The sequence below is a fragment of the Enterococcus sp. C76 genome, assembly GCF_040886985.1.
Taxonomy (GTDB): Bacteria; Bacillota; Bacilli; order Lactobacillales; family Enterococcaceae; genus Enterococcus_B; species Enterococcus_B lactis.
The window spans coordinates 314,637-340,651 of the sequence record NZ_JBFOEY010000003.1 but is presented as its reverse complement, the minus strand read 5'-3'; the positions used below and the strand labels follow the sequence as shown (position 1 = coordinate 340,651).

Here is a 26,015-nt window from a genome sequence, read left to right as displayed (position 1 = left end):
CAAGGCCCTCTCTTTCAAGCATGGTCCTTAACCGTTTTTCCCTCCTAATCCATTATTTTTTTATGCCCAAAATTACAGCTGGATCCATCAAACTATTAACGGATAAATCCGTGGAAGTAGAATACTCAAGGTGCAAGTGAGCACCAAAACTATTTCCTGTATTCCCTACAAGACTTACGATATCTCCTTGCTTCACTTGATCACCAACTTTAACTTTCAGTTGAGAATTATGAGCATACAAACTACAATGACCATTTTTATGTTTTATTCGAACGTAATTCCCCCAAGAATAGTGATACTCAGCAGCAATAACTTCTCCATCGGCAATCGCTTTAACAGGAGTCCCTTGAGTAGATGCAAAATCAAGTCCTCTATGAAAATCTACAGATCCGCCTAAATATCGATTCCCATACCAAGAACTAATTTTCGGTGGATCAATCGGTAAAATATAATTTCCATCACCTGCAGTACGAGTGAAATATTGATACCAATTTTCAGCTGCTTGAATGCGTTCTTGAAGTTTATCTCCAGGGTTGCCTTCCCACCTCATCAAAAAATATCTAGTAAGCTCGGCAACGGTATCCCCTGCTTTAGCACTTAACGTGTTTTTCAATATTGTTCGATACCCTGGCGTATCTCCATTCAACATAAAATCTAGTTGTAATGGTAATGTATACCACTTCTTTTTCTTTTGCTTGGCAAAGTCCAGTAACAATGTATGGCGTGTGCTACCATCCGTTGTATCGGTCCATTGGCCTAATCCTAACCCTCGATGTAAAATATTAGGGTACTTCCCATAAATATCCATTCCGCCCATAGACAACCAAGCTGAATTATCCCAAGAATCTTTTGAGGCCCCAACTGGTGGAGAAAGATAGTCTCCCTCTGCTCGCTTAGGATTAATAGAACTTTCGACATCAAGATTCCCTAACATTGCCGCAATTCCTTTGTCGTCATAGCCTAGCTTTTTCAGTTGAGTACGAATATATTTCGCATTCTTTAAACGATCTCCTTCTGGTTCAAAATTTTCCGTTATAACTGTAGTTTGCAGATAAGTCACTTTAGGAAAATAAAAAGCAGGATTTACACGTCGCCACTTATTCTGTTCCGTATCATATTTTTCATATGATATGGTTATTACGTCACCAGAGGCACGACCAATCGTTTCCTCTGACTCAACAGTCTGATTGTTTTCATGTCGTGGAGCAGTAACTCCTGTAAGAAAAATTCTTTGATCCTCTTCACTTTCTATAATTACCTGCTTTTGATCCTGAGTCCATCGAATTTTTCCACTCATGGGTGCTAAAATATCTTTATTAGATTCTACCTTCACCTGTATGTTTTTATGAAGAACCAGTTGCTCTCCAGCTACTTCATACCCATATCTTCTAGCAATTGGTAAACTGTCGGTTTCATACGGAAAGCTTAATGAACTACTCATCAAATAACCAAATTCATTGACTAGCTCTCGAAGTTCCTCATATTCCTCTGGTTTTAAATAATAGGGCGAATCTTTATCCTTCATTAGGTCATCCATAGAGGTAAACGTATAGTCCCCCTCTAAATTATTCATATCTTTCCATAGATCAGATAAATATTCTTGAAATGTTTTGAAACGATACCAAGCAATTCGGTCTGTCAGTTTATAATCCTCATACTTATAATTCATATAAAACATAACATCATCAAAGTTCGTATAAAACAAATACGTATCATCACTATGTTCAGCATCTTCTTTTGTCATATAAGTCCAAGAGTCAGTTAAATCAAACTCATCTTGATAAATTGTACTTGGCATTGAAGAGCCGAAAATCGCAAACAAGAACATTAAGAAAAGAAGAACACTACCTATTATTGCTGCGTTTTTTAATTTTAATGGCGCATTGAGCACACGGACAATACTTCCAGTAATCCTTGAAGTACTCGAAGCCGTACGTCCCAATCGACTCATTTTCAAACGATGTCTGAAATTTCTTAGTTTTTTTGCTGTTTGACGTACTTTTGAATACTCGACTGGCGTTTTTTGAAATCCTTTTCCTCTAACAAAATTATAGGAACGATTAGCCACCCCATAAGTACCTTTCCCTGCTTTTATAGTAACTCTATGAGAACCTTTAACTAAATATTTTGTTGATTGGTAAATATGTGTGCGTTGCCGGCTTCCTTGGCGAATCTTTACTCCCTCGCCCAAAATATCATCTTGCCCAGCAGATTTTTCTACTTTTCGGCGAACTGCTGCAACCGTTGTTGTTTTTACTACATTGTTTAATCTTGTTGGATCAGCTTTTTTTGTGCGCATGTAGATGTTTTTAGCAACTTTACGATCAATTTTACTGCCTTTAGCAGTCGCTGCTGATTCTTCTGCTTTCTTTTCCAGTTTTTCTTTCGAATAATCAAATGCTTTTCGTATACTACTTGACTCATCTGGAGCAGATTTTGAAAAAGCATGAACTAACTTCCGATCCGCTTGTGCCTCTTTTTTCTTTAACTTATAATGTCTCTTTGCTTGTTTATAGCTTTTCCGACTATTTCTCGTTGCTTTTCTAGGATTTATGGTCATGTTCGCTTTTACTCCGAGCTTTACTCTTTCACGAACACTTTTAAAGTCACTTGGATGAATTTTTACTCTATTACGCGTTCCTTGGTATTTGTTAGAAACTTTATTGTTGGTAGATTTTTTCTTTTTTCTGCTAGATGAATAACTAGAAAAAGCAGAGGAATACTTCTTTCCTTCTGCTTTTTCCTTTTCAAAATAATCGAATTTATCTTTTTTACTCATAAGAAATTCCTCAATTAGCGTCCGTATTCATCAACTCAAACAATTCTGTATTTTCAGGAATAGGATTTTGGAATGGCACAACAACGCCTCCAGCTGAGATTAAACCTGTTCCTTTCGGGACTTTTTCCCCAATATATTTCATCAGATTTGGCGGAAGCTTGATTGCTCTTTGTAAATGCTCTTGATCAACTAATTTTTGTCGCAATAGAACAATAAATTCAGTATTCGAAATCATTTTTTGTCCTTCCGACGTTTCTAAAAGTGTAGAAATATTTTGAGTGATTCCAGTAGGAATTGCTCCATATTTCCTTACACGTGACCATAATTTCATGAACCATGACGCATTTGCTTCCGTATCAAAATTCAACTGCAATTCATCAAAATACAAGTATGTCGTTAACTTTCCTTGATTCATAACGACTTGCTTCCAAATTTGATCCAAAATAACTTTCATAGCGAATGGTTTCATGTGTTCATCTAAATGTTTGATATTAAAAATAATGAAAGGAGCATTCAAATCAATATTTGTTTGATGAGCAAATATATCTTGTGAACCAATTGCATAAGGCTCAACTTTGAGCGCTAGCTGCCTAGCTTCAGCTTCTGGTTGTTTTTTCAAAATTTCATACCAATCTACAAGTGTAGGTGTGTATTGGTTATCTGAAAATACCTTATATGTCTCACGAGTAACACGGTCAACAATACTCGCATCTAAATCAGAAAAGTCTTTTAGAACAGATTCAAATAAGCTAACAAGTAAATTCGCTTTTTCTTTTACTAAATCGTCCTTTTTATCTTCTTGATCTAGAAATCGCTGATCAGCCATATCTAAAATATTTAAATAGTGTTCTGTGCCTGTTGAAATTTCCAATATCTGCGCACCAAATGCTTTTCCGATTGGCAAATACTCACTTTCAGGATCTACAATGATCACATTTTCACGTCGATTATTTCTATTTTTCAATAAACCAAAAATCATCGACCATTTGACTGTCATTCCTTTGCCTGAACCTGAAGATCCTAAAATCAGACCAGACGGTGTGATTAAATCTTTTTTTCGATCAATAGTAATCATGTTATTACTCATTTGATTCTGTCCATAATATTGACCAGTAGGACTTTGCAATTCTATATTGGTAAATGGTATTTGCGTGACCACATTGCTTGTCGTCATATCTCGCATGTAATTTCTTTCCACATCTAAATACGGTTTTCCAATTGGTAAAATCGTATTTAATGCTTCTTCTTGCATCTTATAGACATCGTCAAATTCAACATGCCATGTATCTGCTATATCTTTGATTTCTTTTGCTGCTAGCCTCAACTCTTCCAAAGTATCCTCTAGTAATAACACAGCAAAAATACCTGAAAAAGTTTTTTGCCCATTTTCTCTTAATTCATTCGTAATTTCTTCTGTAGTGGACTGAATTTCAGCTGCTAGACCAGAAACCATGTCTTCCGATAATCCATCTTTGAAATTCTTACGTTGCTGATTAACGATGTCTTTTTTGTTCAACGCAGCTTTGTTTCTTAAATCTTTCTTGAATTTTGTCATGTCATAAGGCTTAGCATGAATTGAAATAGCTATTTCCCTTCCTGACTTACATAGTTCATGAATAAGTTTATCTTCTAAGTGCTTAGGATATTCTCGAATATATAGAATCTTTCCAAACTTGTTATCCATTTTGAAATGTTCATCAAAGAAATGGAATCGATTCGGCGCAATAAAAGCTTTACTTGATAACCCAGATAAAGCAATGTCCTTATAATCAATAGTAAAATGTTTATTAGGACACAAAATACCAGCCATCAGCTCTAATCTCTCAAGGCCATCCAATTTTTTCATAGTTAGATCAACATCTGTTTCGTTAAAACGTTTTTCAAAGTTCTGGAACATCGTTGAAAGTCTCTTACTAGCTTGTTTTGGATCTTTTGCTTCTGTAGAAAAGATCGCAAATTTTTTAATCTCAAAGTTCTTTTGATCATGCTCGAATCGGTCAGCAATAATTGTGTTGATTTCAGAACGATACAAATCAAATCCGTCTGATTCATAAGACAAAAGAATATCATCCAAAACAGACGATTGAATTCGTTTGTTTAAAACTAATAATTGATAGCGGGAGTTTTTATCAAGTGAATTTAAAGCTTCCGCATAGCTGACAACAATTTCTAATTGATCGTCTTCACTTGCTACTTCATAATCTAAGTTACCTAACTCATACATTTGTGAATATTCATTACCAACAATGTGCATGAGTCCTGACTGAAAATTACTAGTATAATTAATCGTATTTTGTGTAGTAGCTGCTTGTTTGATTAAACGTTCTTTTTTTCTTTTCTCAAAATTCGTCAGTTTCTTTGATTTCTTGTTTTGGAATAAATTCATGCTTTTCATACCTCCGTATTTGTCCTGATTGATAGAAACGTTCTTGATATTTGACAGAAAATTCTAATCCCCTTTGAATTTCAGTCCATTTTCCAAGACCAACTAAAACTGGATAACTTAAAAAGAGAATTGCCGTAATAATTGATAAAATCCAAAACGAAATTCCTTTAATAAATATTGCTTCAGCAATGATCAAAGCAATTCCTGGAATCATTCCTATTCCCATTTTTAATTGTCTTTTTGTGAAACTTCCTATAAAAGGCGGTTCATATTTTGACATATCTTTATGAAATTGTGATTGTATTGCCATGCTTTAAACTCCCATCCAGCGTTTAGCCATTTGTTGCGAACCAATTAATACAAATATCAGTACACCTGATTTTAATAATGTTAAGAAACATGTAGCTAAATTCTTCAAAAAGCTCCCTTCCGCAGCAATCTTAAACATATCGTTCGTCATTAGTGCGGGATAGAGTTTTAAAATGATTATCAATAAAAATCCTTGAATACATAGTGCTGAAAATTGTTTGATATAGCCAATTGCAATAGATCGCCATTCTTCACTTATATAACCGGCAACCATTATTGGAGCTGCAGCTTTATACAGAAATAGTTGGAAGAATCGTAGAAAAATCAATACTTTTACGACAATATCAGCAAACCATAATGTCATAGTAGAAATCCCCATCATAGCATTAATAAAAAGTCGCTCCATCATGCTTAGTTTTCCTTGAATCTTTGGAATGACTAATTCTACATTTGCATTATCAACCATTACTTTATCGATAATTGTGGCAATTGCGCCATTTAACCACATGATTGTGTCAATTAAATAGCCACTAGTCATCACTAATACATAGGCAACAACATATTTCCACATTACAGACATAAGCATGTCTACATTGACTTGCCCATGTTCTACTGCAACTCTTTTATTGTTTTCTGTTAATTCTACATACATCAATATAGATAAAATGACCAAACCAACAGGGACAAGCGCTGTAGCAACTTGTCCCATCAATTCGTATGCAGTTGGGTTATAGTCTTTTAGCCCTGAAACAAGAGTTTTTAATGTACTTTGATCGAGCTGCATACTTCCCATCCTTCTTTCTTAAAAATTGATTGCATTCATAGCGGCAATAACTGCAGCTGCAACCCCACCTGAAATTGCGGCCATTGTTCCACCAGTAATCATTGCTTCCATTCCGCTATCCATCTTTGTAGGATTATCATTTTTACGCCCACTAAAGAAATCCATTGCTCCTGTCATAACAGAAAACAACCCTCTTACTGCAAAAACTGCTCCTAAAATTCCTACCATTTTCACTGCAATATCCATATTCTTTTATCCTTCTTTCTTTTTATTCGTTTTCTTCTTCAGCATCTAAAATCGTGTCAAGTTCTTCTTGACTCAAAAATGTTTTTACTGAAGAACACAGTTCATCTTTGAATAATGATTCTTCGACTTTGATATAGACTTTTTTATTTTTCAAAAAATCAGCTGTTTCTTTGTTATACCCAAAATCAATTGACGGTATTTCTATGCCATTATCTTCAATACTCGCTATAAGAAAAGTAAGCGTTGTATCTGTAAAATCTGTCCCAAATGTTAAACAAAAAACGCCTGACTCGTCACCGCCAGCGTTTTCTAAAATAATTACAAACATATCTTTATCTTTTTTTGATTTTTTCATAATTACTCCAGTGATCATTGCTTCATGAACACCTGGAGAAAATGGAATCCTCACTTCTCTATTTTTTATTGGTCTTTGATATCTCATGTTCATTCTGACTCCTTGTCTTTGGTATTAAATTGTGATTTTGAATCCCAATTCATTTGTTGATCTGCTCGTCCTGCTACTACACAACATGCATATACAGCAATCAAAATGAGCCCCAACATAATAAGCAAACTAGCTATTAAAATAAATTTGCTCAAATCGTTTCACCTCCTCATAAACAATCAATAAGGTATAAAATTCTTAAATATTAAAAAAAGCACTCTTATTCTAAAAAAGACTGCTTATAGATTAACTAATTGTATTTAATTTAAATAAAATTTTTATCTTTTACAGTAAAGGGACAGGATCTATAAAACAATTCTTGTGCCAAAAATTGATATTCTGGTTTAATGTTTCTTCTAATTTTATCAAAAAGTTCTGGAATACTTTTATCAGAATCAAAAAAATCTCTATCCACAATTTCAAAGAACGGATCAACAATTATTCCTCTGTAAATAAAAAAAGTAGATTGATTTATCTTTTTTAAATATCGAAGCATTAAGTCTTTTTCATAAAAGAAAAGATGATCTTTAACATATTCATTTCTATAAAATTTTTGAACAATATACAATCGCATTTATTTTATTCCTCCTGTCAATAACCATCTTTTTAACAAAAAAATAAGATCGTTAACAAACCTCATTTTGATTCATGGGGAGCGAATCCTCATAACATTCCTTCCTTTCTATAGAAATTATTTTCTTGATATTTTGATTTATTACAAAAAAGAGCTATAATAAAGAAAAAATGAGAGGGAGCATTGCAATGTACGCTGATAAAGAGAAAATCGAATGGTTACTATTTGAAACTGGCAAGACAGCATATGAAATTAGCAAACATTCTTCAGTCGCAGAATCAACGATTGCGGATTTAATAAAGAAAAAAAGTGCGATTGAAAAAATGCGATTTGATAATGCTGCCAAACTAACCAAATACGCCGAATCCATTTCTTCATAGCATATAAACAGCCATCCTTACACTTTTCATAGGACGGCTTTTTTATTTCAAAATTTCCACGGTATACCGTTGACCACCTCGGCATACCGTGGTATATTATGAATGTAAACAAAATATTTAATCATTAAATAGGAGTTGAAAACATGAAATTATTAAACCCCAAAATTGTTATAGCTATTGGAACATTTGCTGCCACACTTGCACTTGCTGGATCTGTTGACGCTGCTTCAACTAACGTCATGTATCGCCTTTATAATCCAAATAACCATGAACATTTTTACACCTCTAGCACAAAAGAACGTGATCACCTGGTGAAGATTAAGTGGGGTAATTATGAAGGCCCCGCTTGGGAAGCACCGACTAGCGGTGGCCATCTTGTCTATCGCTTATACAATAAAGGCCTTCGTGATCACCATTACACAGCTAGTTGGGATGAAGTGAAATGGTTGACAAAAAATTACGGTTGGACTTATGAAGGGCCTGCATGGCGTTCTGCCGAAAAAAATAATAAACCGATCTACCGCCTTTTCCTTCCAGGTGTCACCTCTGGTTCGCATCACTACACTGCAAGTTGGAAAGAAGTACAATGGTTAACCAAAGACTATGGCTGGAAATACGAAGGTATTGGTTGGTATGGCGCTGACACCTCTAAACCCAAAGTGAATAAATCAGCTTTAGAAGCTCTTTATACAAGCGTTAAGGGAACGAAAAAAGGTGACTATACCGACAATACATGGAACGCATTTCAAACCGCTTTAAACAATGCTAAGAAAGTGTTAAATGACGCAAAAGCGACTCAAAAACAAGTGGATACTGCCAAAAACACATTAGATTCTGCTTACAAGGAATTAAAGAAAAAACCAGTACCTACTGTGAACAAAACGGAATTACAAGCCTTGTACAACCAAGTAAAATCGACTGCTAAAGGAGATTTTACAGAAGGATCTTGGAATAATTTTCAGATTGCTTTATCCAATGCTAAAAAAGTACTAGACGATTCTAAAGCTTCTCAAACCCAAGTAAATAATGCTAAAAATAGTCTTGATTCTGCATTTAAAGAGTTACAACACAAACCTAAACCTTCAGAATATGCGGTAACCGTCCGTCATATGAATCGACAAACTAGAACGCTGCTAAAAGAAGAACATATCTCAGTAAAAGCTGGTACAAGTTACACTGCAAAAGCTAAAACCGACTTGACTAACTTTGAAGCACCACAGTACCAAGTAAACGGGAATGAAACACAAACACAAACGATTAACACAAATACCACATTTACTTTTTACTACGATGAAGTCTTTCTAGTTGAAGTGAAAGCTCGTCCAAATAAAGTGTCGGATACTGATCCGAATATCCAAGAGCTCTATAATTATAGTAAGAGTTATCCTGTCGTTTATGGACAAAGCATCACAATTGAAGCACCTACGTTCACTAATTTTGTTCTTGACCCTAGAGAAAGCTCTAGCAACACTGTGACTTTAAACAACGTTACAAGCAATCAAGGAATCAATTTTGCCTATACTCATCAATACAACGTCACTGTGAACCATATAAACGTTGACACAAGCGCTGTTTTATCTACTGAAACACAAACAGTTTACGAGGGAGATAGTTTCTCTACTTCTTGGAAAAATATGACCGATCAAAACTACTTCTTGTGTAGAAATGACGATTCATCTGTTACCGTTGATAAAAATGGACAACGTATAATCAATAATGTTGACCAAAATCGAACGATCACTTTCAAATACAAAAATATCTCATTAAGTGATTTAAACAACTATGTGCGTCAAAAAGAACTTGCTTGGTTAAATAGCTACCGTCAACAAAATGGCGTTGCTCCAATGCAATTTAACGACGTCGTACAAAAAGCTGCCGATATACGTGCAAAAGAATTGCAAGTAAGCTTCAGTCACTATCGACCTGGTGGTGGTACATTCCAAGATCTCTTAGAAAGTTTAGGCTGCTACGGCGCTAAGGGAGAAAATATCAATAGTTTCTACCTTTACGTTGACGAGATCCTTTCAGATACAGGAGCAGTAAATGCTATGGTTATGTGGAAAGATAGCGCTGCTCATAACGCAAACTTGCTTTACAACAATCAAAGCATCGTTGGTTTATCCCATGCTTATGAAGTTTCTGCAGACGGATCACTTTCTTCAGATAATGTATTTATTAGCGCCAACCCAATTTTCAAATAGAAAAACAAGGCTGATTTTCAGCCTTGTTTTTTTGCTTAATTAAACTTAAGAACCACATAACTTAAAGTAGCTAACACAAGTAATAGTAAGCTGACCACTAAAGTTGTTACTAAATGTATAGAACCTGTTTTAGGAACAATAACTTGTGGCAAGTTAGGATCAACCCCAATTGTCACAACATTTGTTTTATTAGAAACATTATCTACTGCTACTACGGCTTGGTTATCAATATTTTTTTCTGATTGTAATGGAGTTTTAGCTGTGAATATCAGCTGGATTTCTCGTCCATCTAAAAGATTGTTACTTAAGAAATCAGCGGAAGCTTCCCACTTCAATGTTCTCGAATTGCTATCATAGGTTAGTGTGCCTTCAGAAGTAATATCTTTACCTGTACTCTTATCTATTACTTGCGCAGAGCCTTCTTTATACGTCAAACGAGCTTCAATCGGATCTTGAATACTAAATTGCTTGTAGTGATCTGACGCAGCGTCTACGCCTTTTGTGTGCCATTTTTGTGTGACTAGATATTGTACTTCAGACCCTGCATTTAAAGGAGCTGTCGGTGTACCCTTCTTACCGTCATTTCGTCCGTTTACATCTTTTCCAGCTTGTTGCACTTCTTTCACTGGAATTTTAGGGAAATAAACGGTAATGATATTTGTATCCTTTTCTACTTTATTAATGATCGAAGTTCCCTGATTTTTGGCTACACTATTTTGATTGGCCAATTCATTGACTTTTACATTAATCACTAATTCGTAAGTTTCACCGTTATACTTCATTCGATTTTTTAATGTATCAGCTTTCGCTGCATATTTTACTTGGTGTTTTGTTTTGTCATAGGTCACTTCACCAGATACATCGAATTTTTTATTTGTACCACTTTCAACGTGTGCATCGACGTAATCTACTTCTTTTGGTAAATTATCGATTAACTCAAATCGATCATAAACTGCTAGTAAATCCACTCCTAATCGATTCACCTTCTGTTTGATTCGATATTGAATCGTGTCTCCTATTTGCAACATTTTATCGTTCACATTACTTCCGTTTTTATCAACCCCTGTTTTTTCAGGTTGATCAGGAACAATGCTAAAGATTGTCGCAGAAGATAAAGTAAACCATGTTTGAACACTAGAAGAACCAATCACAAACGTCGGATTTGCTTCAGATATTTTAAAGGACACAGTACCTTGACCAAACTTCGAATCTCCTAATTTATCATGCGATTTATTAAACTCTTTAGCAGCAGCACTAAGCTTCGAATCACCACCAGGCTGTCCTCCTACAACGTTTAAATTATTATAAAAAGATTTAAATTCAGATAGTACGGTATCTTTTCTTACATACCAATCAATCGTATCCATTTTATCGTAGCGAGCATACTCGCCTTTTAAATCGGTACTTACACCTATAGCTGGATTTAATGAGTTAAAACTGATAAATGTATCTCCTGAGAATTGAACGGGACTACCGTCCTCATATGTGGCTACTAGTTGCACGTTCATTTGTGTTGAATGATAGACTATTCCTGAGAATAAATTATCAGAGATCCACAGCACTGTACGTTTTTTGGCTTTACTCATTGCACCGTTCGTATTTTTATAGCCATCATCTCGAAAATGAGTCTTTGTATAGTTGTTATCTAGGATATTCCATGGTAACGTATCTGAATATAAGTGGATATTAGATAGAACTAACTTGATATTCACTTTTTTCCCGTTATACGTACCGATTTTTCCATAGTCAATATTGACTTTGGTGTTGGTTGTTACGCCTTCTAAAACAAGGTTTGTTTCACCGTATTCTTTTTGGAAAGAAGGATAGCGTATATTTTTGTTTCCCTCCACTAATCCTACGTAGTCGTCTGTAAAACCACCTTTGTTGGCATCAACATGATATTTGTAAACTTTTGACGCTCCGTTTACAGTAATATTTGTTTTTGCATTAGGAACATCTTTTGGAATAATAAAATTATTCTTTACGTTCTGGATTGGATTTGACGGATCGACAATAACTTTTTCAGCAAAGACATTGGCTGTTTTTAACCCAAACAATGTACCTAACATTATCATTATGGGAAAAACATATTTTAACCGTCTTGTCCACGAGTGTTTAAAATTCATCCCTTCATCCCCTCTTTTTTATAAATGACTAGTGAAATTCCGACAATAACGATCAAATTAATCGTAGTAAATAATGGATTCCTAATGAGCTTTTCCATAATATCTAGCGGCATGGAAGCAGCTGGTATGTTTAAAATCCTCATTAGGTATAGTTGGTAGCTTGGCAAAATAGATAGTTGAGAAAATAATAAACCGCAGTACAAAAAGACTGCGGTTAAACAAGAAAGATTGAATAATAATAATTTGATCAGTTTCATCTTATTTCTTCCTTAATCTCTAGAAAACAAGTGAGTAACAAAATCCCAACAATTCTCAAAGAAGTTTTTCTTTACGCCAGTAGAAACGATTTTTTTTACTTCTTCTTTAGGTTGCGAAGCTTCTGATTTAGGATAAATCCACACATCTTTTAAGAATTCACCGTTTTTATCAGAAACAGGTGTTAATAGCAAAATATCCTCGCTATTAGAAATGTTTTCAGGACTTGATTCATTGACAATATAATAAGCTTGTTTCTGATTTGCCTGTACTTCTACCGAGAATTCAAAGACACCTGTTTGTTGACCAATTGTCTTTGTTTCTCCATTAGAAACTAGCTTCAATTGATCACTGGATAATTTTTTCACTCGATCTTTCAATTGGGATTCAATTTGGTCAGTAGTGAGATTCTTAACATCCATCTTTTGTAAAATGTCCGATACATCATAAACAGAAAACTTCGCGCCATTTACTCCTTCTTGTTTTTCAAGCTTTTGCCCCTGGTTGTCTAATTGTTCGGAAGAAATAATCTTTTGAACGTGAATAGTCTGTTTGACTATTTGATCGTCTTCAGCAATTTTCGGTTCTTCTGAAGAATCAACTGTTGACGAATCGACGGTTTCATCGCTGCTTTGAATCGTGCTGCTATCTGACGTTTGGATTGTTTGTTCTGTGCTATCCGTGCTTTCTTGACTGTCTGCAAACGTTAACTGTGTGTAGGCAGTGAAAGAAAAAAGAGCGGATGCACAAACAAATAGCCATTTTCTATTTCTCATATTGGTTACCCTCCTTTATTTTTCTTTTTATAAACAAATAGCGAACCAATGATCATGACTGAAAGAAAAACAGTACTTCCTAAAAGCCATTTCCAAGATAATTTTTGTTTCCTATTTTCTTCATCTTTTAATTCTGATTTTGTAAAGGTTACTCGTTTCCCATACACTAGGAAACGGTGTGTATTGATTCCTTTAGGCGTGCATGTCATTAGCGTTACTCGATCTTCATTGGGATTTGGTTCTAAGTAAGTGACAAAGTTTCTTTGTAGTTCGTCTTTTTGCACTTCCTCAATCCGATCGATTTGATAAGCGTGTTGCTCACCATCAACTTTGATATAAAACTTTTCTCCTTTTTTTACTGAAGGTAAATCATCAAAAAGATTATCTTTATAAAGTCCACTATGACCTGCGATTAAAGGATTTTTACCGTTTCCTCCTGCAATATCACCAGTTCCTTCCGTAATACCTACACCATTTTCTAAAATTTTGTCGGACGTTCCGTCATAAATTGGTAGTTTTAAAGAAATACTTGGAATTGTAAGAATACCAACAGGATCGCCTAACTCAATCTTAGCAACATCCAAAGAAGAATCCGTTTCTGCTGCCGTTCCTGTTCGATCGATTGCGGCAATCTGCTGATTTTGCTGGTATTTCGCTACGCTCGCCTCAGCAGGCATTAATAGTAAGACTCCTACAGCTGAAAGTAACCAAAAAGCAATAATCCACTTCCCCATGATTCGCCTTTTCTTAGGCTTCCTGATAATCATTGGTTTTGATCCTTTTAAGCTTTCTTCTTAAAGTAAACAACTGCAGAGATTGCTCCTGCGCCTAGCAACAAGCAAGAGATCAATGCATACGTTTGGAAACCTTTGCTACCGGTCATAGGTACAGAAGCTTTTTGATTATTCTTGATTGTGATACGGTTTTCTTCTTTGTATGAATCTTTGTTTACTGTGAAAGTGATCTCTTTCGTTAATTTTTGATAGTTTTCAGGCGCTTTTGTTTCTTCTAATGAATAATCACCTTCAGTCAAACCAGTAAGTTCAAAATGACCTTCTTTGTCTGATTTTAGGATCGCAGCATTTGCTACATCGTCAACCCACACAGCTTCTTTGACACCGTCTTTATCCGTATCAACTAATCCACCATAATATTTTCCTTCGGCATTTTTAGCGGCAAATTCTGCACCTTCAAGCGGTGTTGCTTTGATACCAGTTCCAAACAATCCGCTATCGACTTTTAAGAATTTTGCGCCATAAGTTACCACGTCTGCTTTTGTTTTCTCATGGTGTTCTTCCTGGTTAAATGGATTATTGTTATAGACAAAATCAACGCTATTTGTTAAAGGATTGGCAACAGCTGCGCTGTCATTTACATACATGTTATAAGTCATTTGAAGATCTTGCCCGTGTAAACTTGCGACAGTATCACTAACTTGACCATTATTCACGATAAAATCGATCACAAAGCCATTTTCTGAATTTTGAATCTTGTAATCTGTATTTTCTTTTAATACTACTGATCCATCTTTGTTTGTTACTTTGATATTTGCTTTAGCAGCAACATAAGAAAGTCCTTTTCCTGCCGTATCCCCCCATTTAAATACACTGTAAGGAGAAGTTTCACTTTTCACACCATTTACTGTAATTCCGTCTGTTCCACCTGCAATATCTGTTGGAATATGAATCGTTCCTTGATAATTAACGGCATCGCCAACTTGGAAAGAATGTTCGTCACCTGTTCCGTTGGTTACTGTCTTATCGATTATAGGAGCTTTGTAGTTTACGTAGGAAGCCTTTAGATCACTTGTCACACCGTCATTTGTAATTTCAAAGGTTAACTTATTATGTTCGTCGTTTCGAGCATCAGCTCCCAATAAATATTGATCAGCAGTAGGTTCTTGATCTGGTCCAACTACTACTTCTGAAAGAACTTCTACAAAATAGTATTTACCCAGTGTTAAATCTGTTGCAGTCAATTTTCCTTGATCATCCGATACGAGATCTCCTAATTTTGTTCCTTTTCCAGGTTCACCCTTGTATAGCTCAAATTTTGCCCCTTTTAAAGGTGTTTGCTTGCTTTGAGCTGTGCCATCGTCACCAAATTTCGTTAATTCAAAACTCAACTTAGAAACAATGTTCTTTGGATACAAATGGATATCTTTTAAAAATCCTGATCCTGTGTTGTCTGTCATTGGCGCAATCACAACCATTGGTTTTGCTTTTTGCGTAACTAATCCAGCAGCGGATTTACTTTCATAAACCACATAGACATTCCCTTTGGAATTGACATAGGCTGGTTGATCAGCAAAAGTGATTTCACCATTTTCATCTACAGCTGAAGTGATTTTGTTGATTGCATTCTTAACGTACTCACTGTTAGATCCCTTGTCTTCTACATCTTTAACGATTTCGTCCACTTTCGCGTTGGTTAGATCAGAATCTTCAGTCGGTAATACTTGATCCGTAATATTTCCTAACGTAAACTCAACATCACCATAATCTGCTTTGTTGTATTTCGTTACACCTGTAGGGTATTGATCATGCGTATAACCATCATTTTTGATCCCGTCAATATCAACGTTCAATTGTGTATCTTGATCATACATTAATTTATGAACCGTGATATTGATCTTTTCTGGTGGTGTTTTTTGCGTTACATCTTCTGCATATGCTCGATACCCCTGAAAGCAGCCTGCAATGATTCCTACCATTCCAACAAGCATTCCAGCTTTTTTTAAATACCGATTGATTGTCATTTTTTATCTCCTTATTTTATATTTCAACGACTCACGTTGATTAAAATCTTGTTATTGTAGCTCTCCCTGTACCACGTATCTTTCTTTTCCTTGTGACGTATAAACACAAGTAAACAATGTTAATAAGGGTTTCTCTCCTTTCTTTGGCAAAGACAAGAAAGAGTTCTCTTCAGGAACGCCATCGATTAATTTAAAGTACTCAGGTACGATAAATTTACGCGTTACCTTGTAACGATAGACGCCATCGTTACTAACTAAGTCCATCACCTCCCCTACTGATAACTTTTGAATATCTGAAAATAAAACACCTGGCATTTCCATGTTATGACCTGCTAGGACATAGTTTCCTTTGCCCATTTCAGCATCCTCATAAAAATAGGTAGCCGCTCCAAGACTCAACGTGTATTGATTGGCGCCTTTAAAAATCGGTAAGGCTAAACCAAGTGCAGGGATCTGAAGTTGTGCAAAGGTTTGTTTATTGACACCCATTTCGATTGCTTCTTTTTGTATGGACAACATTTGACCCAAAGACATATCATTATTGACGTTTGTTGCATCGTCTTTATAACTCTTTGCATGTGCATTGATTTGATTTATGGGCATCTTTGTTTCTATATTTTGCTTAAACACCTCTCCTTCATGTTTTTGGTAGCTAACATAGCCAAACACACTGCAAAATACGATTAAAGTAACTCCTAAAAAAACAAATAACCATTTTTTCATCCATCTGCCTCCTTTCAGACAAAACAAAAACACTTTTTCACAACGAAAAAGTGTTTTCTCTTATGTTTTTCTATTTCATTTATCTGGTGGTTTTATATTGATGTGTTGCCATTGCTAACATTAAGAACACAATTGGTACCCAACTGATTGTAGTTAATGTTTCTTCCATGAATGATTGACACATGATCGCTAAAAAAGCCCACAAGAATGTTAGTTGTCCATTTGTCAGCTCACATTTTCTTACGAGCAACCATAAGAAACTAAGCAAAAGAATAATCGATAGAACAAAACCAATCAATCCATAGTGATTGACGAGTGCGTGATACGTATTATGATTACCTAGAATCTGATTTCCTCTATGGAAAAAGAAAGGTTTCATCCCTACAAATATTTGTCCTGTTTTTTCGCCTAATGTTTCATAGAATTTGCGCCAAATTTCTTCTCGTCCTGTAAATAAGTGAACTTTGTCTGACATTGCAGCAAAATAAGAAATCGGTAAAGCTAGAACCGAAACTGCTGCATACATCCAAAAGAACAAGTGTGTATTTCGAAAAACCTTCTTAGGTAAAATTTCTAAGATAATGAAGATAACAAGCGCATATAATGCTGCTTTCGATTGGCAAACCCAAATCGTTGCCCCAGCAAGAATCAACGCTGGTAATGATAGCAATCGCATGTACCATTTTCCAAATGAACTAGCAAATCCTGTGATAAGAAGGGCTAATGTCATTAAAGAACTACCTATCGTATTTGTATTGATCCAAATATCTGATAATTTGTTCGATGGATTCCAAATACTTTGTCCTTCTGGTACTGGTATCTCGGTAAATACTCGATAAACCGTTACGAGTAAAAAGACATAGAATACTACAAGATACAAGCTACGATCAAATACAGTAAATTCCGTCCATTTTACAATCAAAATAATGGCAATAATTGTCGGAACGATCAGATCACCATAGAAAGTATCTCCTCGGTAGCTTCTAAAAAAAGAAAAGAAAAGGTAAAAAAGAATGCCTGCAACAATGAAGAATAGATCGTTTCTCTTTACCTTGTATAGATTCAAAAGAAACAAACAGCCTACGAAAAACGTCACTAACTGTGCAGCATTATCATAAATAAATAATATCATAGGAGGATTTAATCCCACCGTCCATATTAAATATAGAATCGATACCAACAGTAACAGAAAAATGGCACTCATTTTATTGATCAATTTTTCTACAAGTTCTTGAATGTGACTCACTTCCCTTAGTTATTGATTTTTTCTACATTGACTAATTCACACTGGATAACATCGCACTTTTTCATATTATTTGCTTGAAAGCCTAACAATGTGAGTAGCGGTTTTTCCCCTGCTTTTGGCAAGGATAAAAAGGAATTGTTTTCCTTAGCTTGAGCGACCTGGTTGTAATCAGAAATTTTTCCTCTTTTGGAGAATTCATACTGATACTTGTAATGCGCATCGAATAAATCAATTTCTTCTCCTTCAGATAAATCAGTCATATCAGATAATAAAACGCTTGGTGTATCTACGTTATAACCAGCAAGAATATAATTTCCATTTCCCATTTCAGCATCTGAATAATAAGTAGAAGCTACTCCTAAACCAAGCGTGTCGCTATTCGCTCCTTGAAAAACAGGGAGAATAAATCCTGTAGAAGTAAAAACAAGTTTTCCAGCAATTTCACCTTTGAGCTCCTTTTCTAATGCCTGTTTTTGATTAGTAATCAGTTGTCTCTTAGAAATATCCGTTAAACTGGTTAAATTATCTTGATAGGTTTTAGCCTGTTCCTGAATATGGATTGTTTTTGTTATACCATCTACTTTTTCAGCGATTTTGTCCTTTTGATAACCTTGATAAGCAAAATAACTAAAAAGGAAAAAAACAATGATTACGCCCACGTAAGGATTAAATAAAGTTTTATTGTTTTTATTCATCTATCTACCTTCTATTTTTAAATTAATTTACGTATATTTAACCAAAATAAACCACATTCAATTTTACTATTTTTTCTATTTAATAACAATAAAAATTGCTAAACGAATACTTGCAAACAAAAAAAATGAAACACAAGCAAAACTTCCATATTCTAAAACTCCCTTCCTAAAAACTTCACCCCCAGCCATGACAAACACGTCGTCAATCGACTTTTAATAGATTCTCAAACTTCCTTTGCACAATATAATAAATACCTATAAAAATAAAAAATGCAATCCATTGACTAATCATAGTGTATTTAATACAAAACACACATCCCATAAAAATACCTTAGAAGAAAAAATCACCCCCTTTTGTTCAAGATAATAAACATACTCTGTAGAAATTTCTCCAATACGAAAATCATCTGGATCCGAACCTTCTCTTCCTAACATTTCACAAATTAAAAAAATGCTCTTTCTCAGTCGTATCAGGAAATTGATTAATGCTTTCTAACGTCAATAAATTCCCTTCAAATTGGCGACAAACCGCATATTCTGACATAAAAACACCTCTTTTTTATCTTTATCCTTACGCTATAATCAAATATTGCCGCGTCATCCCTTCTTCAAAGCAATAACTGATTTTCACATGCTCAAACCGTTTAATTAAGCCTAGAAAGCGTCGCTTTTCTTTTGGTGATAAATCAGATATATATTTGTTTACAGACACTTGTTTTTCTTTACTACAATTGATTTTTCGTAAAATATCTGACTCATAATATCTAACACTTTGTTGCTCTTTTTTTAAATCACATGATTGGTCAAATCCATCAATGAATGAATGATAATTATAATTTTTCATCAACTTGTACTCCCCTCATTTTTTTCAAATTAATTCGGATTTTCACAACGTACATATTTCAACGCATGCTTAAATAGTGTCATATATATGCCTGTTCGCTGTTGCGTTTCTTTTTCTAATTGTTCAATCATGATATCGTACGTAGAAATAAATGCTAAAATTCCCTCTATTCGCTTACTATCCATGGTCACTACAGTTACTTTTCTGTTCAAGAAAAAGTTCAATCCTGACGGCGTGCGTTTAAGTCTGCGCTCGTCCGTTAGAGTGTTTACTGGACTTTTGCTTTTCATTTTTGGACGTTGGTTCGTATTCGTTACTTTTTTATTCGACATTCTTTCGTTCCTTTCGATTTTTCATCATTTTCTTTATTTCCCTAGCCTTTTTTCGTTTGCTAGTTTATCTTTTTCACTTGTTTTAACAGAAAAAAATGTCTGACTTCGCAAGGTTTCTAGCGTTCGCAACCTCAAACTCGTAGAAAGAAAGAATTGCTCCCTTGAAAACGAGCGGACGATTTCTCGTCATCTTTTGTTTTCGTGCTAACTGAGTCTTCGCAATTCCTCTTTCTAGTATGTGCCTCACCCATCCAAACGCACCGCTTCTTCTAGCCGTACTATTTTAGGCGTTTTATCCTTCCTAAGCCCCGAATAGGCACGCTGATCAGCTTAGAAAGTTCTGTTCGTATTCAGTTGTCAAGGATCTGGAAAAGCACATCAAAAATCAGTGTACGTGTGTCGCTTCGGTTCAACTCTCGTTTAAGAGATCTCCTCCACCCACAAATAAGGCCTATCTGCTTCGTGTACGTGTGCTGCTTTTAATAGCTTTTCCTTTGCTAGTTTGAGTAAACTAACAAACGAAAAAAGGCTAGGGCGTTGGTTCAATGGTTTATCTTTGTTTTAATTTTGCATAGTTTTCACGCAAAATTTTTAAGGGTTGTTGTGAACAACCACGACAAGCCACAATCTTTCCATCTAGAAAAATAGACTTGATTTGTGTAAAAAACAATTCCACATCTTCGTCGATACCTAGTTCTCTTGTGACAATTACTTGCTTATTTCCTGAACTATCCACAATAATTCGTTGAACCTTTTGTTGAGAAATCCTCCATCGTTGGCGATTAAATAAAGTAACCTCACAACAGATTCTTTCTAAATGTAAATGCGTTAATTCCATTGAAATACTCCCTCCTTATCATAGATATATTGTAAAAGGCAATTGGCGCATTTTATTTTTAGCCTGTATTAGCTTCAAATAAATCTAGTTGTTCACTTTTATATTCTTGCTTCGCATAAGGTGCTAGAAGCATTTCTAACTCTTCGGGCATTACTGAGAACAACTGTTTCAAACGACACAAATACGCTTGTTGTTTCTCTCGTGTCCGTTTCAAGCACTGCTTTAAAAACATTCGTATCGACATCAGAATAATTCCTCCTCCTTTTCCACGCTTGCTATAATAGAAGATTTTTCTTTCTTTTCTCAATTCCTTCAAGAGCCGGTCAAGACTCCGTGTAGGAATCCCAATCTCTTCTTGTAGCTCTTTCCTTGTACTCTCTATGTAGCCTTCCCCTTGAGCTTCTACTTGATCCAAATAGCTCATAAGATCCGCTTTCCATTCTTGTTGGTGGTTGTATTTTCGTTGATCTCTTGGCTTTTTGAATTTCCACCATCCCCGACGTTGGGTAAAAAGCTCTTTTTCTTGAATATCTGAAGCAATCCATTCCTGACATAATTCCAAGATAAAATCTCGTTGAGCTGCTTGATAATTGCTAGAATATGCGCTCTTTATAATTATTTCGACTTCTTTTTCAGTCAACGGTTCTTTTAAACGTTCGTTAAACTCAAACATGTTATACGCACATGTTTCTTGACTATAACCAGAAGAGAAATAGGCAAGTGAAAGTGTAAAGATCACATTATTTCGTCCTAATCGTCCCTCCCCACCGATAATATCTGCTTTTCGTAACAAAAGATCAAACCAAGGTTCATCAACTTGGCAATAAGCCTTTTTCTCTGGAAAAACAATCAACTTCCCTTTCTTCTCTGTCTTTTGATCAGACGCTTGTTTCATCGACCAATTGATCCACTCTGAAAAAGAATACTGATTCTCTGATTCGTAATACACGATATTTCTTTTGCTCGGAAATCGTGCAATACCAAAATGGTTGCAGCCAATATCTACACCAACTAATTGTTTTGCCAACTGTGATCGAATAGTCATTGAAATTCGCTTTGCTACTTCTATCACTTTGAAATTGCTTTTGCTTGTAACATAAGCAGGTGTACTTAATACAAAATAGACCTGATAACCAAAATCTGATTCTAAAATCAACGTTGGCATGAAACCTAGCTGATCGATACATGCGAGAATGATCTCTCCTTCGTGATTTTCTTTTGAATCGATATCAACGACAAACGTATTGATTTGACGTAGATTTTTTTCAAAATGTCCTTTAACAACTAATCGGCTGGAGTCAGTATATTCTCCATATCGATAAACATTTGGCGTCCAATGTGTAATTTGGTCAGTCTGTTCTTCAATCGCTTCTAAAGAAGTAATGACGATCCCTCTTGAAACAGATAATGCTTTTTTTGAATAATAAATAAAAATTGATCCTTTCTTTTCTTCTTCAACAAAGCCTATCGGCTTCAGCTGGCTATTCCTAAATTTGTAAGTACGCAATCCATTCTTCAAAAAAATCTGAAGCACTTTTTTCCCTCCTTTCTGTTTTGAAAATTTAGCAAACAAAAAAACTCTGTATAAGGTTGCTTACACAGAGTTTTTAATCATTGTTATTTAATTTTCCGAGAGAATTCCAATCATTAAAATCTTCTAATTTTACGATTGACGTTCGGGTAAAAACTAGACACTTACTTTTATATTTACGCTGTAAAATCCAATGTCAAATAATATTCGCCGATTTTTTCTAGTCCCATGAACAAATCATAATCGATCCGAACCTTTCCTGCTGTGGGACGGTCTTTCAAACTTACATGCAGTTCTTTCGTAAAGGTAGCAATCTGGATCATACCGTATGGTGTTCGATAGGCTGTTTCTAATCGTTCTTTGTAACCAAATTTCAAACGCATTCGCATTTCTCCTGCACGGATCAGCTGTACATGACCATCTGGAACTAATTTGATCGTTACAGGGATTTCATCGCCTGTTTCCTCCTGAATCTCTTTATACCGTATGTACAGCGTATCGCCAATCGTCACCATTTGCCCTTTCAAATCAAAATAAAAATCTTGCACTTCCCCTTGTTGTTTCACTTTTGTACGCAATTTGATCGAAATCGGTGTTCCTTGTGATAATTCCATTCTTCATTCTCCTTTACTTCTCATAGCTACATTGTTCCTAGTTTCTTTTGTTTTGTCAACCAACTTGTCCATTTTTACAGAAAACCTTTTTTTCAAAACAACTCCTTGAATTTAGAGTATAATATTGTAGAAAATATGAATTTATAAAAAGGAGCCGGTTGAATGAACCCTGCGATTCGACTAGATCAGCACATTTATCGAAAAAACGACTTTTCCCCTTTCGCATTAACAGATATATTAACGGAATATTCCAAAGAACACCAGCAGATCTTTTTGCATTTCTGGCAATATGACTGCACCGTCATCTTAGGTATGAAAGATGTTCGGACACCTTTTCTTAGAGACGGGATCCAAATACTGAAAGATGCAGGTTATGCTCCGGTAATCAGAAACTCAGGTGGATTAGGAATCGTATCAGACGAAGGGATTTTGAATATTTCTTTGATTTTCCCCCAGAATGACAAAAAAAAAATAACCATCGATGAAGCTTACGAGCAAATGCTTCGATTGACTAAATACGCCTTTCCGAAGGCACCGATTCAAGCATTCGAAATCACCCATTCTTATTGTCCTGGAACTTATGATTTAAGCATACATGGCAAAAAATTTGCCGGCATCGCTCAGCGTCGCATCAAAAATGGGATTTCTGTTATGATGTACTTAAGTGTCAACGGTAATCAGGAAAAGCGCGGGCAAGTCATGAAACGGTTTTATCAATCTGCTTTAAAAGAAGACTTTGGTACAAATGGCTATCCTGCAGTTGATCCTGCCACAATGGCAACACTTGAAGAATTGCTTGACCACCCCCTTCTCGTAAAAGAAGTCAAAGAAGCATTTGCAAAAGCTTTTGAAAAGCTGTATTCTGCAAGTGATTTACTGGATTCTACCGACTGGCTAAAAAAAGAAATCCAGCTGGAGCAATGGAACAACCAAATCCAGAGAATGGAACAACGCAATAACATAAAGGAGCTACAATATGACAACCCCTTATAAATATCAAATGCTGCCTATGGAGAAAGTTTTTCGTGACCCAGTCCATAACTATATCCATGTCCAGCATCAAGTAATCTTAGATTTGATCAACTCGAAAGAAGTCCAACGTCTGCGACGAATCAAACAATTAGGCACTGCTTCTTTCACTTTTCACGGAGCAGAACATAGCCGTTTTACCCATTCATTAGGTGTTTATGAGATTTCAAGACGAATTTGCGATATCTTTTCTCGAAATTTTCCAAAAGAAAAGATAGGCAACGGAGGCTGGGATGATCAGGAACGGCTAGTAACTTTATGTGCGGCACTATTGCATGATGTCGGTCACGGTCCTTACTCTCATACATTCGAGCATATCTTCCACACGAATCACGAGGCTATCACTGTAGAGATCATTACTTCTCCAGAAACAGAGGTGTATCAGATCCTTAACCGAGTAGAAGAAGGTTTTCCTGAAAAAGTAGCGAGCGTGATCCAAAAAACCTACCCTAATCCGCAAGTTGTCCAAATGATTTCCAGCCAGATCGATGCAGATCGAATGGACTATTTACTTCGGGATGCTTATTTCACTGGAACGGAGTATGGAACATTTGACCTTACCCGAATATTACGTGTGATTCGTCCATATGAAGGTGGGATCGCCTTTTCCATGAGCGGCATGCATGCAGTGGAAGATTATATCGTTAGCCGATATCAAATGTATGTGCAAGTGTACTTCCATCCTGTTTCCCGTGGTATGGAAGTGATCTTAGAGCATCTGCTTCATCGCGCGCACGAGTTGTATCAAGAAGATGCCAGCAGTTTTGAACTTCACTCTCAACTACTCTTGCCATTTCTTGACGGAAGCTTTACTTTAGAAGAATACCTCAAACTTGATGATGGGGTCTTGGGTACTTACTTTACTCAATGGTCTGAATCTGCTGATCCTATTTTAAATGATTTAGCTAAACGTTTTTTGAATCGTAAACCACTGAAATCCGCCACTTTTTCTGGCAACCGGGATTCAAATTTGATTCAAAAACTCACTTTGTTAGTAGAAAAGGTCGGCTATAACCCTGTTTATTACACTGCTGTCAACTCTAGCTACGATCTGCCTTATGATTTTTATCGCCCAGAACAAGGCAGACATCGCACGCAAATCGAGATTTTGCGAAATGACGGAACTTTGATAGAATTATCACAGGTTAGTCAGCTTGTTGCCGCTTTAGCGGGACAAGAACAAGGGGATGAGCGATTTTTCTTTCCAAAAGAAATGGTTGACCCATCCTTGCGTGATCATTATGATTTATTTGATGAAACTTATCAAGAATTTGCCAGCCATATCCGTAATGGCGCATTGATTGAAATAAACTGAAATATATTGGAGGAAATTATGGCTATCAAACTAGTCGCTATCGACATCGATGGTACTTTATTAAATGAGAAAAGAGAAGTAACAAAAGAAGTAAAAGAAGCGATTGCCGCTGCTGTTGCAAAAGGGGTCTCAATCGTTTTATGTACTGGTCGCCCCTTACCAGGTGTCCAAGAACAGTTAAATGAGCTGGACCTTTTTCAAGATAATGATTACGTTATTACTTATAATGGGGCACTCGTACAACAAACAAAATCAGGTAAAATCATTGCCCGTCACGGTCTGACTCATGAAGATTTTCTAGAGATCGAAGTGATGGCACGCCGTGTTGGCAGTCATCTCCATTCGATTGATGACAAAGCGATCTACACACCTAATCGAGATATCAGCGCTTATACGATCCACGAAGCAAGTTTAGTCAAGATGCCGCTAAAATATCGAACACCTGAAGAAATGACACCAGACATGAACATCGTCAAAATGATGATGATCGACGAACCAGAAATTTTAGACGCAGCAATTGCACGCTTACCACAAACTTTCCGTGATAAATACACAACGGTCAAAAGTGCACCCTATTACTTTGAAGTACTAAATAAAGAAGCAAGTAAAGGTGCGGCAGTTGCGAATCTCGGACAGCATCTTGGTATTGATCAAGATGAAATCATGGCTATCGGAGATAACGAGAACGACTTATCCATGATTGAATATGCTGGTCTAGGAGTAGCTATGGGAAATGCCGTTTCTCTTGTCAAAGAAGCAGCAAATGTCATCACTTCATCGAACGACGAACACGGCGTAGCTGAAGCAATCAAAAAATACGTTCTGTAAT

The 26,015-nt window shown here is 35.8% G+C and carries 26 protein-coding genes; 5 read left to right on the top strand and 21 right to left on the bottom strand.

Annotation, left to right across the window (positions count from 1 at the left end):
• Positions 1-52: 52 nt before the first annotated feature.
• The 8 genes from AB3I00_RS06330 to AB3I00_RS06295 form a co-directional block, all read right to left on the bottom strand.
• Positions 53-2,779: a phage tail tip lysozyme gene (locus AB3I00_RS06330; protein WP_368024956.1), complete on the bottom strand. Its 2,727-nt coding sequence runs from the start codon at positions 2,777-2,779 to the stop codon at positions 53-55.
• Positions 2,780-2,789: 10 nt separating this feature from the next.
• The gene (locus AB3I00_RS06325) at positions 2,790-5,165 is read right to left on the bottom strand and encodes a VirB4-like conjugal transfer ATPase, CD1110 family (protein ID WP_368024955.1); all 2,376 of its coding nucleotides are present in this window, start codon (positions 5,163-5,165) and stop codon (positions 2,790-2,792) included.
• Complete coding sequence (locus tag AB3I00_RS06320) at positions 5,119-5,475, bottom strand: hypothetical protein (RefSeq protein ID WP_368024954.1); 357 nt, start codon at positions 5,473-5,475, stop codon at positions 5,119-5,121. Before AB3I00_RS06320 ends, AB3I00_RS06325 begins: the two co-directional genes overlap by 47 nt.
• Positions 5,476-5,478: 3 nt before the next feature.
• Complete coding sequence (locus tag AB3I00_RS06315) at positions 5,479-6,258, bottom strand: hypothetical protein (RefSeq protein WP_368024953.1); 780 nt, start codon at positions 6,256-6,258, stop codon at positions 5,479-5,481.
• Positions 6,259-6,276: 18 nt separating this feature from the next.
• Entirely contained in the window at positions 6,277-6,504 is a 228-nt protein-coding gene (locus AB3I00_RS06310; protein ID WP_165005792.1) for a hypothetical protein, read from the bottom strand.
• 22 nt (positions 6,505-6,526) lie between these two features.
• Positions 6,527-6,946: a type III secretion system protein PrgE gene (locus AB3I00_RS06305; RefSeq protein WP_368024952.1), complete on the bottom strand. Its 420-nt coding sequence runs from the start codon at positions 6,944-6,946 to the stop codon at positions 6,527-6,529.
• 2 nt (positions 6,947-6,948) lie between these two features.
• On the bottom strand, positions 6,949-7,104 hold the full coding sequence (locus tag AB3I00_RS06300; protein WP_368024951.1) for a hypothetical protein: 156 nt from the start codon (positions 7,102-7,104) through the stop codon (positions 6,949-6,951).
• A gap of 110 nt (positions 7,105-7,214) precedes the next feature.
• On the bottom strand, positions 7,215-7,523 hold the full coding sequence (locus AB3I00_RS06295; protein ID WP_368024950.1) for a hypothetical protein: 309 nt from the start codon (positions 7,521-7,523) through the stop codon (positions 7,215-7,217).
• Between the two features lie 188 nt (positions 7,524-7,711).
• On the opposite strand from AB3I00_RS06295, the gene AB3I00_RS06290 reads away from it, so the two are divergent.
• Entirely contained in the window at positions 7,712-7,903 is a 192-nt protein-coding gene (locus tag AB3I00_RS06290) for a hypothetical protein (protein WP_002300033.1), read from the top strand.
• Positions 7,904-8,046: 143 nt separating this feature from the next.
• Complete coding sequence (locus AB3I00_RS06285; protein WP_368024949.1) at positions 8,047-10,104, top strand: CAP domain-containing protein; 2,058 nt, start codon at positions 8,047-8,049, stop codon at positions 10,102-10,104.
• Positions 10,105-10,139: 35 nt separating this feature from the next.
• Here the strand turns inward: AB3I00_RS06285 and AB3I00_RS06280 are convergent, their stop codons facing one another.
• From AB3I00_RS06280 to AB3I00_RS06220, 13 genes are all read right to left on the bottom strand, one after another.
• Positions 10,140-12,230 carry an isopeptide-forming domain-containing fimbrial protein gene (locus AB3I00_RS06280; RefSeq protein ID WP_368024948.1) on the bottom strand — a complete coding sequence of 697 codons (2,091 nt, stop codon included), beginning with the start codon at positions 12,228-12,230 and terminating at the stop codon, positions 10,140-10,142.
• A complete protein-coding gene (locus tag AB3I00_RS06275) occupies positions 12,227-12,487 on the bottom strand; it encodes a hypothetical protein (protein ID WP_002293489.1) in 261 nt (86 codons plus the stop codon). The genes AB3I00_RS06280 and AB3I00_RS06275 overlap by 4 nt, the downstream gene beginning before the upstream one ends.
• A 12-nt stretch (positions 12,488-12,499) precedes the next feature.
• Entirely contained in the window at positions 12,500-13,261 is a 762-nt protein-coding gene (locus AB3I00_RS06270; protein ID WP_081156888.1) for a pilin N-terminal domain-containing protein, read from the bottom strand.
• A 5-nt stretch (positions 13,262-13,266) separates the two neighbouring features.
• Entirely contained in the window at positions 13,267-14,028 is a 762-nt protein-coding gene (locus tag AB3I00_RS06265; RefSeq protein WP_368024947.1) for a class C sortase, read from the bottom strand.
• Positions 14,029-14,042: 14 nt separating this feature from the next.
• Complete coding sequence (locus AB3I00_RS06260; protein WP_368024946.1) at positions 14,043-16,019, bottom strand: SpaA isopeptide-forming pilin-related protein; 1,977 nt, start codon at positions 16,017-16,019, stop codon at positions 14,043-14,045.
• 51 nt (positions 16,020-16,070) lie between these two features.
• Positions 16,071-16,742, bottom strand: coding sequence for a class A sortase (locus tag AB3I00_RS06255; RefSeq protein WP_368024945.1), 672 nt, complete (start codon positions 16,740-16,742; stop codon positions 16,071-16,073).
• Between the two features lie 79 nt (positions 16,743-16,821).
• Complete coding sequence (locus AB3I00_RS06250; RefSeq protein ID WP_368024944.1) at positions 16,822-17,988, bottom strand: EpaQ family protein; 1,167 nt, start codon at positions 17,986-17,988, stop codon at positions 16,822-16,824.
• A 5-nt stretch (positions 17,989-17,993) separates the two neighbouring features.
• The gene (locus AB3I00_RS06245) at positions 17,994-18,683 is read right to left on the bottom strand and encodes a sortase (RefSeq protein ID WP_368024943.1); all 690 of its coding nucleotides are present in this window, start codon (positions 18,681-18,683) and stop codon (positions 17,994-17,996) included.
• Between the two features lie 571 nt (positions 18,684-19,254).
• Entirely contained in the window at positions 19,255-19,527 is a 273-nt protein-coding gene (locus AB3I00_RS06240) for a hypothetical protein (protein ID WP_368024942.1), read from the bottom strand.
• Positions 19,528-19,556: 29 nt separating this feature from the next.
• On the bottom strand, positions 19,557-19,859 hold the full coding sequence (locus tag AB3I00_RS06235; protein WP_368024941.1) for a hypothetical protein: 303 nt from the start codon (positions 19,857-19,859) through the stop codon (positions 19,557-19,559).
• Between the two features lie 550 nt (positions 19,860-20,409).
• Positions 20,410-20,697, bottom strand: coding sequence for a type III secretion system protein PrgR (locus AB3I00_RS06230; protein WP_368024940.1), 288 nt, complete (start codon positions 20,695-20,697; stop codon positions 20,410-20,412).
• A 58-nt stretch (positions 20,698-20,755) separates the two neighbouring features.
• A complete protein-coding gene (locus tag AB3I00_RS06225) occupies positions 20,756-22,174 on the bottom strand; it encodes a primase C-terminal domain-containing protein (protein ID WP_368024964.1) in 1,419 nt (472 codons plus the stop codon).
• Between the two features lie 230 nt (positions 22,175-22,404).
• The gene (locus AB3I00_RS06220) at positions 22,405-22,842 is read right to left on the bottom strand and encodes a DUF1934 domain-containing protein (protein WP_002334869.1); all 438 of its coding nucleotides are present in this window, start codon (positions 22,840-22,842) and stop codon (positions 22,405-22,407) included.
• Positions 22,843-23,004: 162 nt separating this feature from the next.
• On the opposite strand from AB3I00_RS06220, the gene AB3I00_RS06215 reads away from it, so the two are divergent.
• The 3 genes from AB3I00_RS06215 to yidA are packed head-to-tail and all read left to right on the top strand — an operon-like array spanning position 23,005 to position 26,014.
• Positions 23,005-23,835, top strand: coding sequence for a lipoate--protein ligase family protein (locus AB3I00_RS06215; protein ID WP_368024939.1), 831 nt, complete (start codon positions 23,005-23,007; stop codon positions 23,833-23,835).
• Positions 23,819-25,186: an HD domain-containing protein gene (locus AB3I00_RS06210; protein WP_002292830.1), complete on the top strand. Its 1,368-nt coding sequence runs from the start codon at positions 23,819-23,821 to the stop codon at positions 25,184-25,186. Before AB3I00_RS06215 ends, AB3I00_RS06210 begins: the two co-directional genes overlap by 17 nt.
• An 18-nt stretch (positions 25,187-25,204) precedes the next feature.
• A complete protein-coding gene (yidA, locus tag AB3I00_RS06205) occupies positions 25,205-26,014 on the top strand; it encodes a sugar-phosphatase (RefSeq protein ID WP_002292832.1) in 810 nt (269 codons plus the stop codon).
• The last annotated feature ends 1 nt before the right edge of the window (position 26,015 follow it).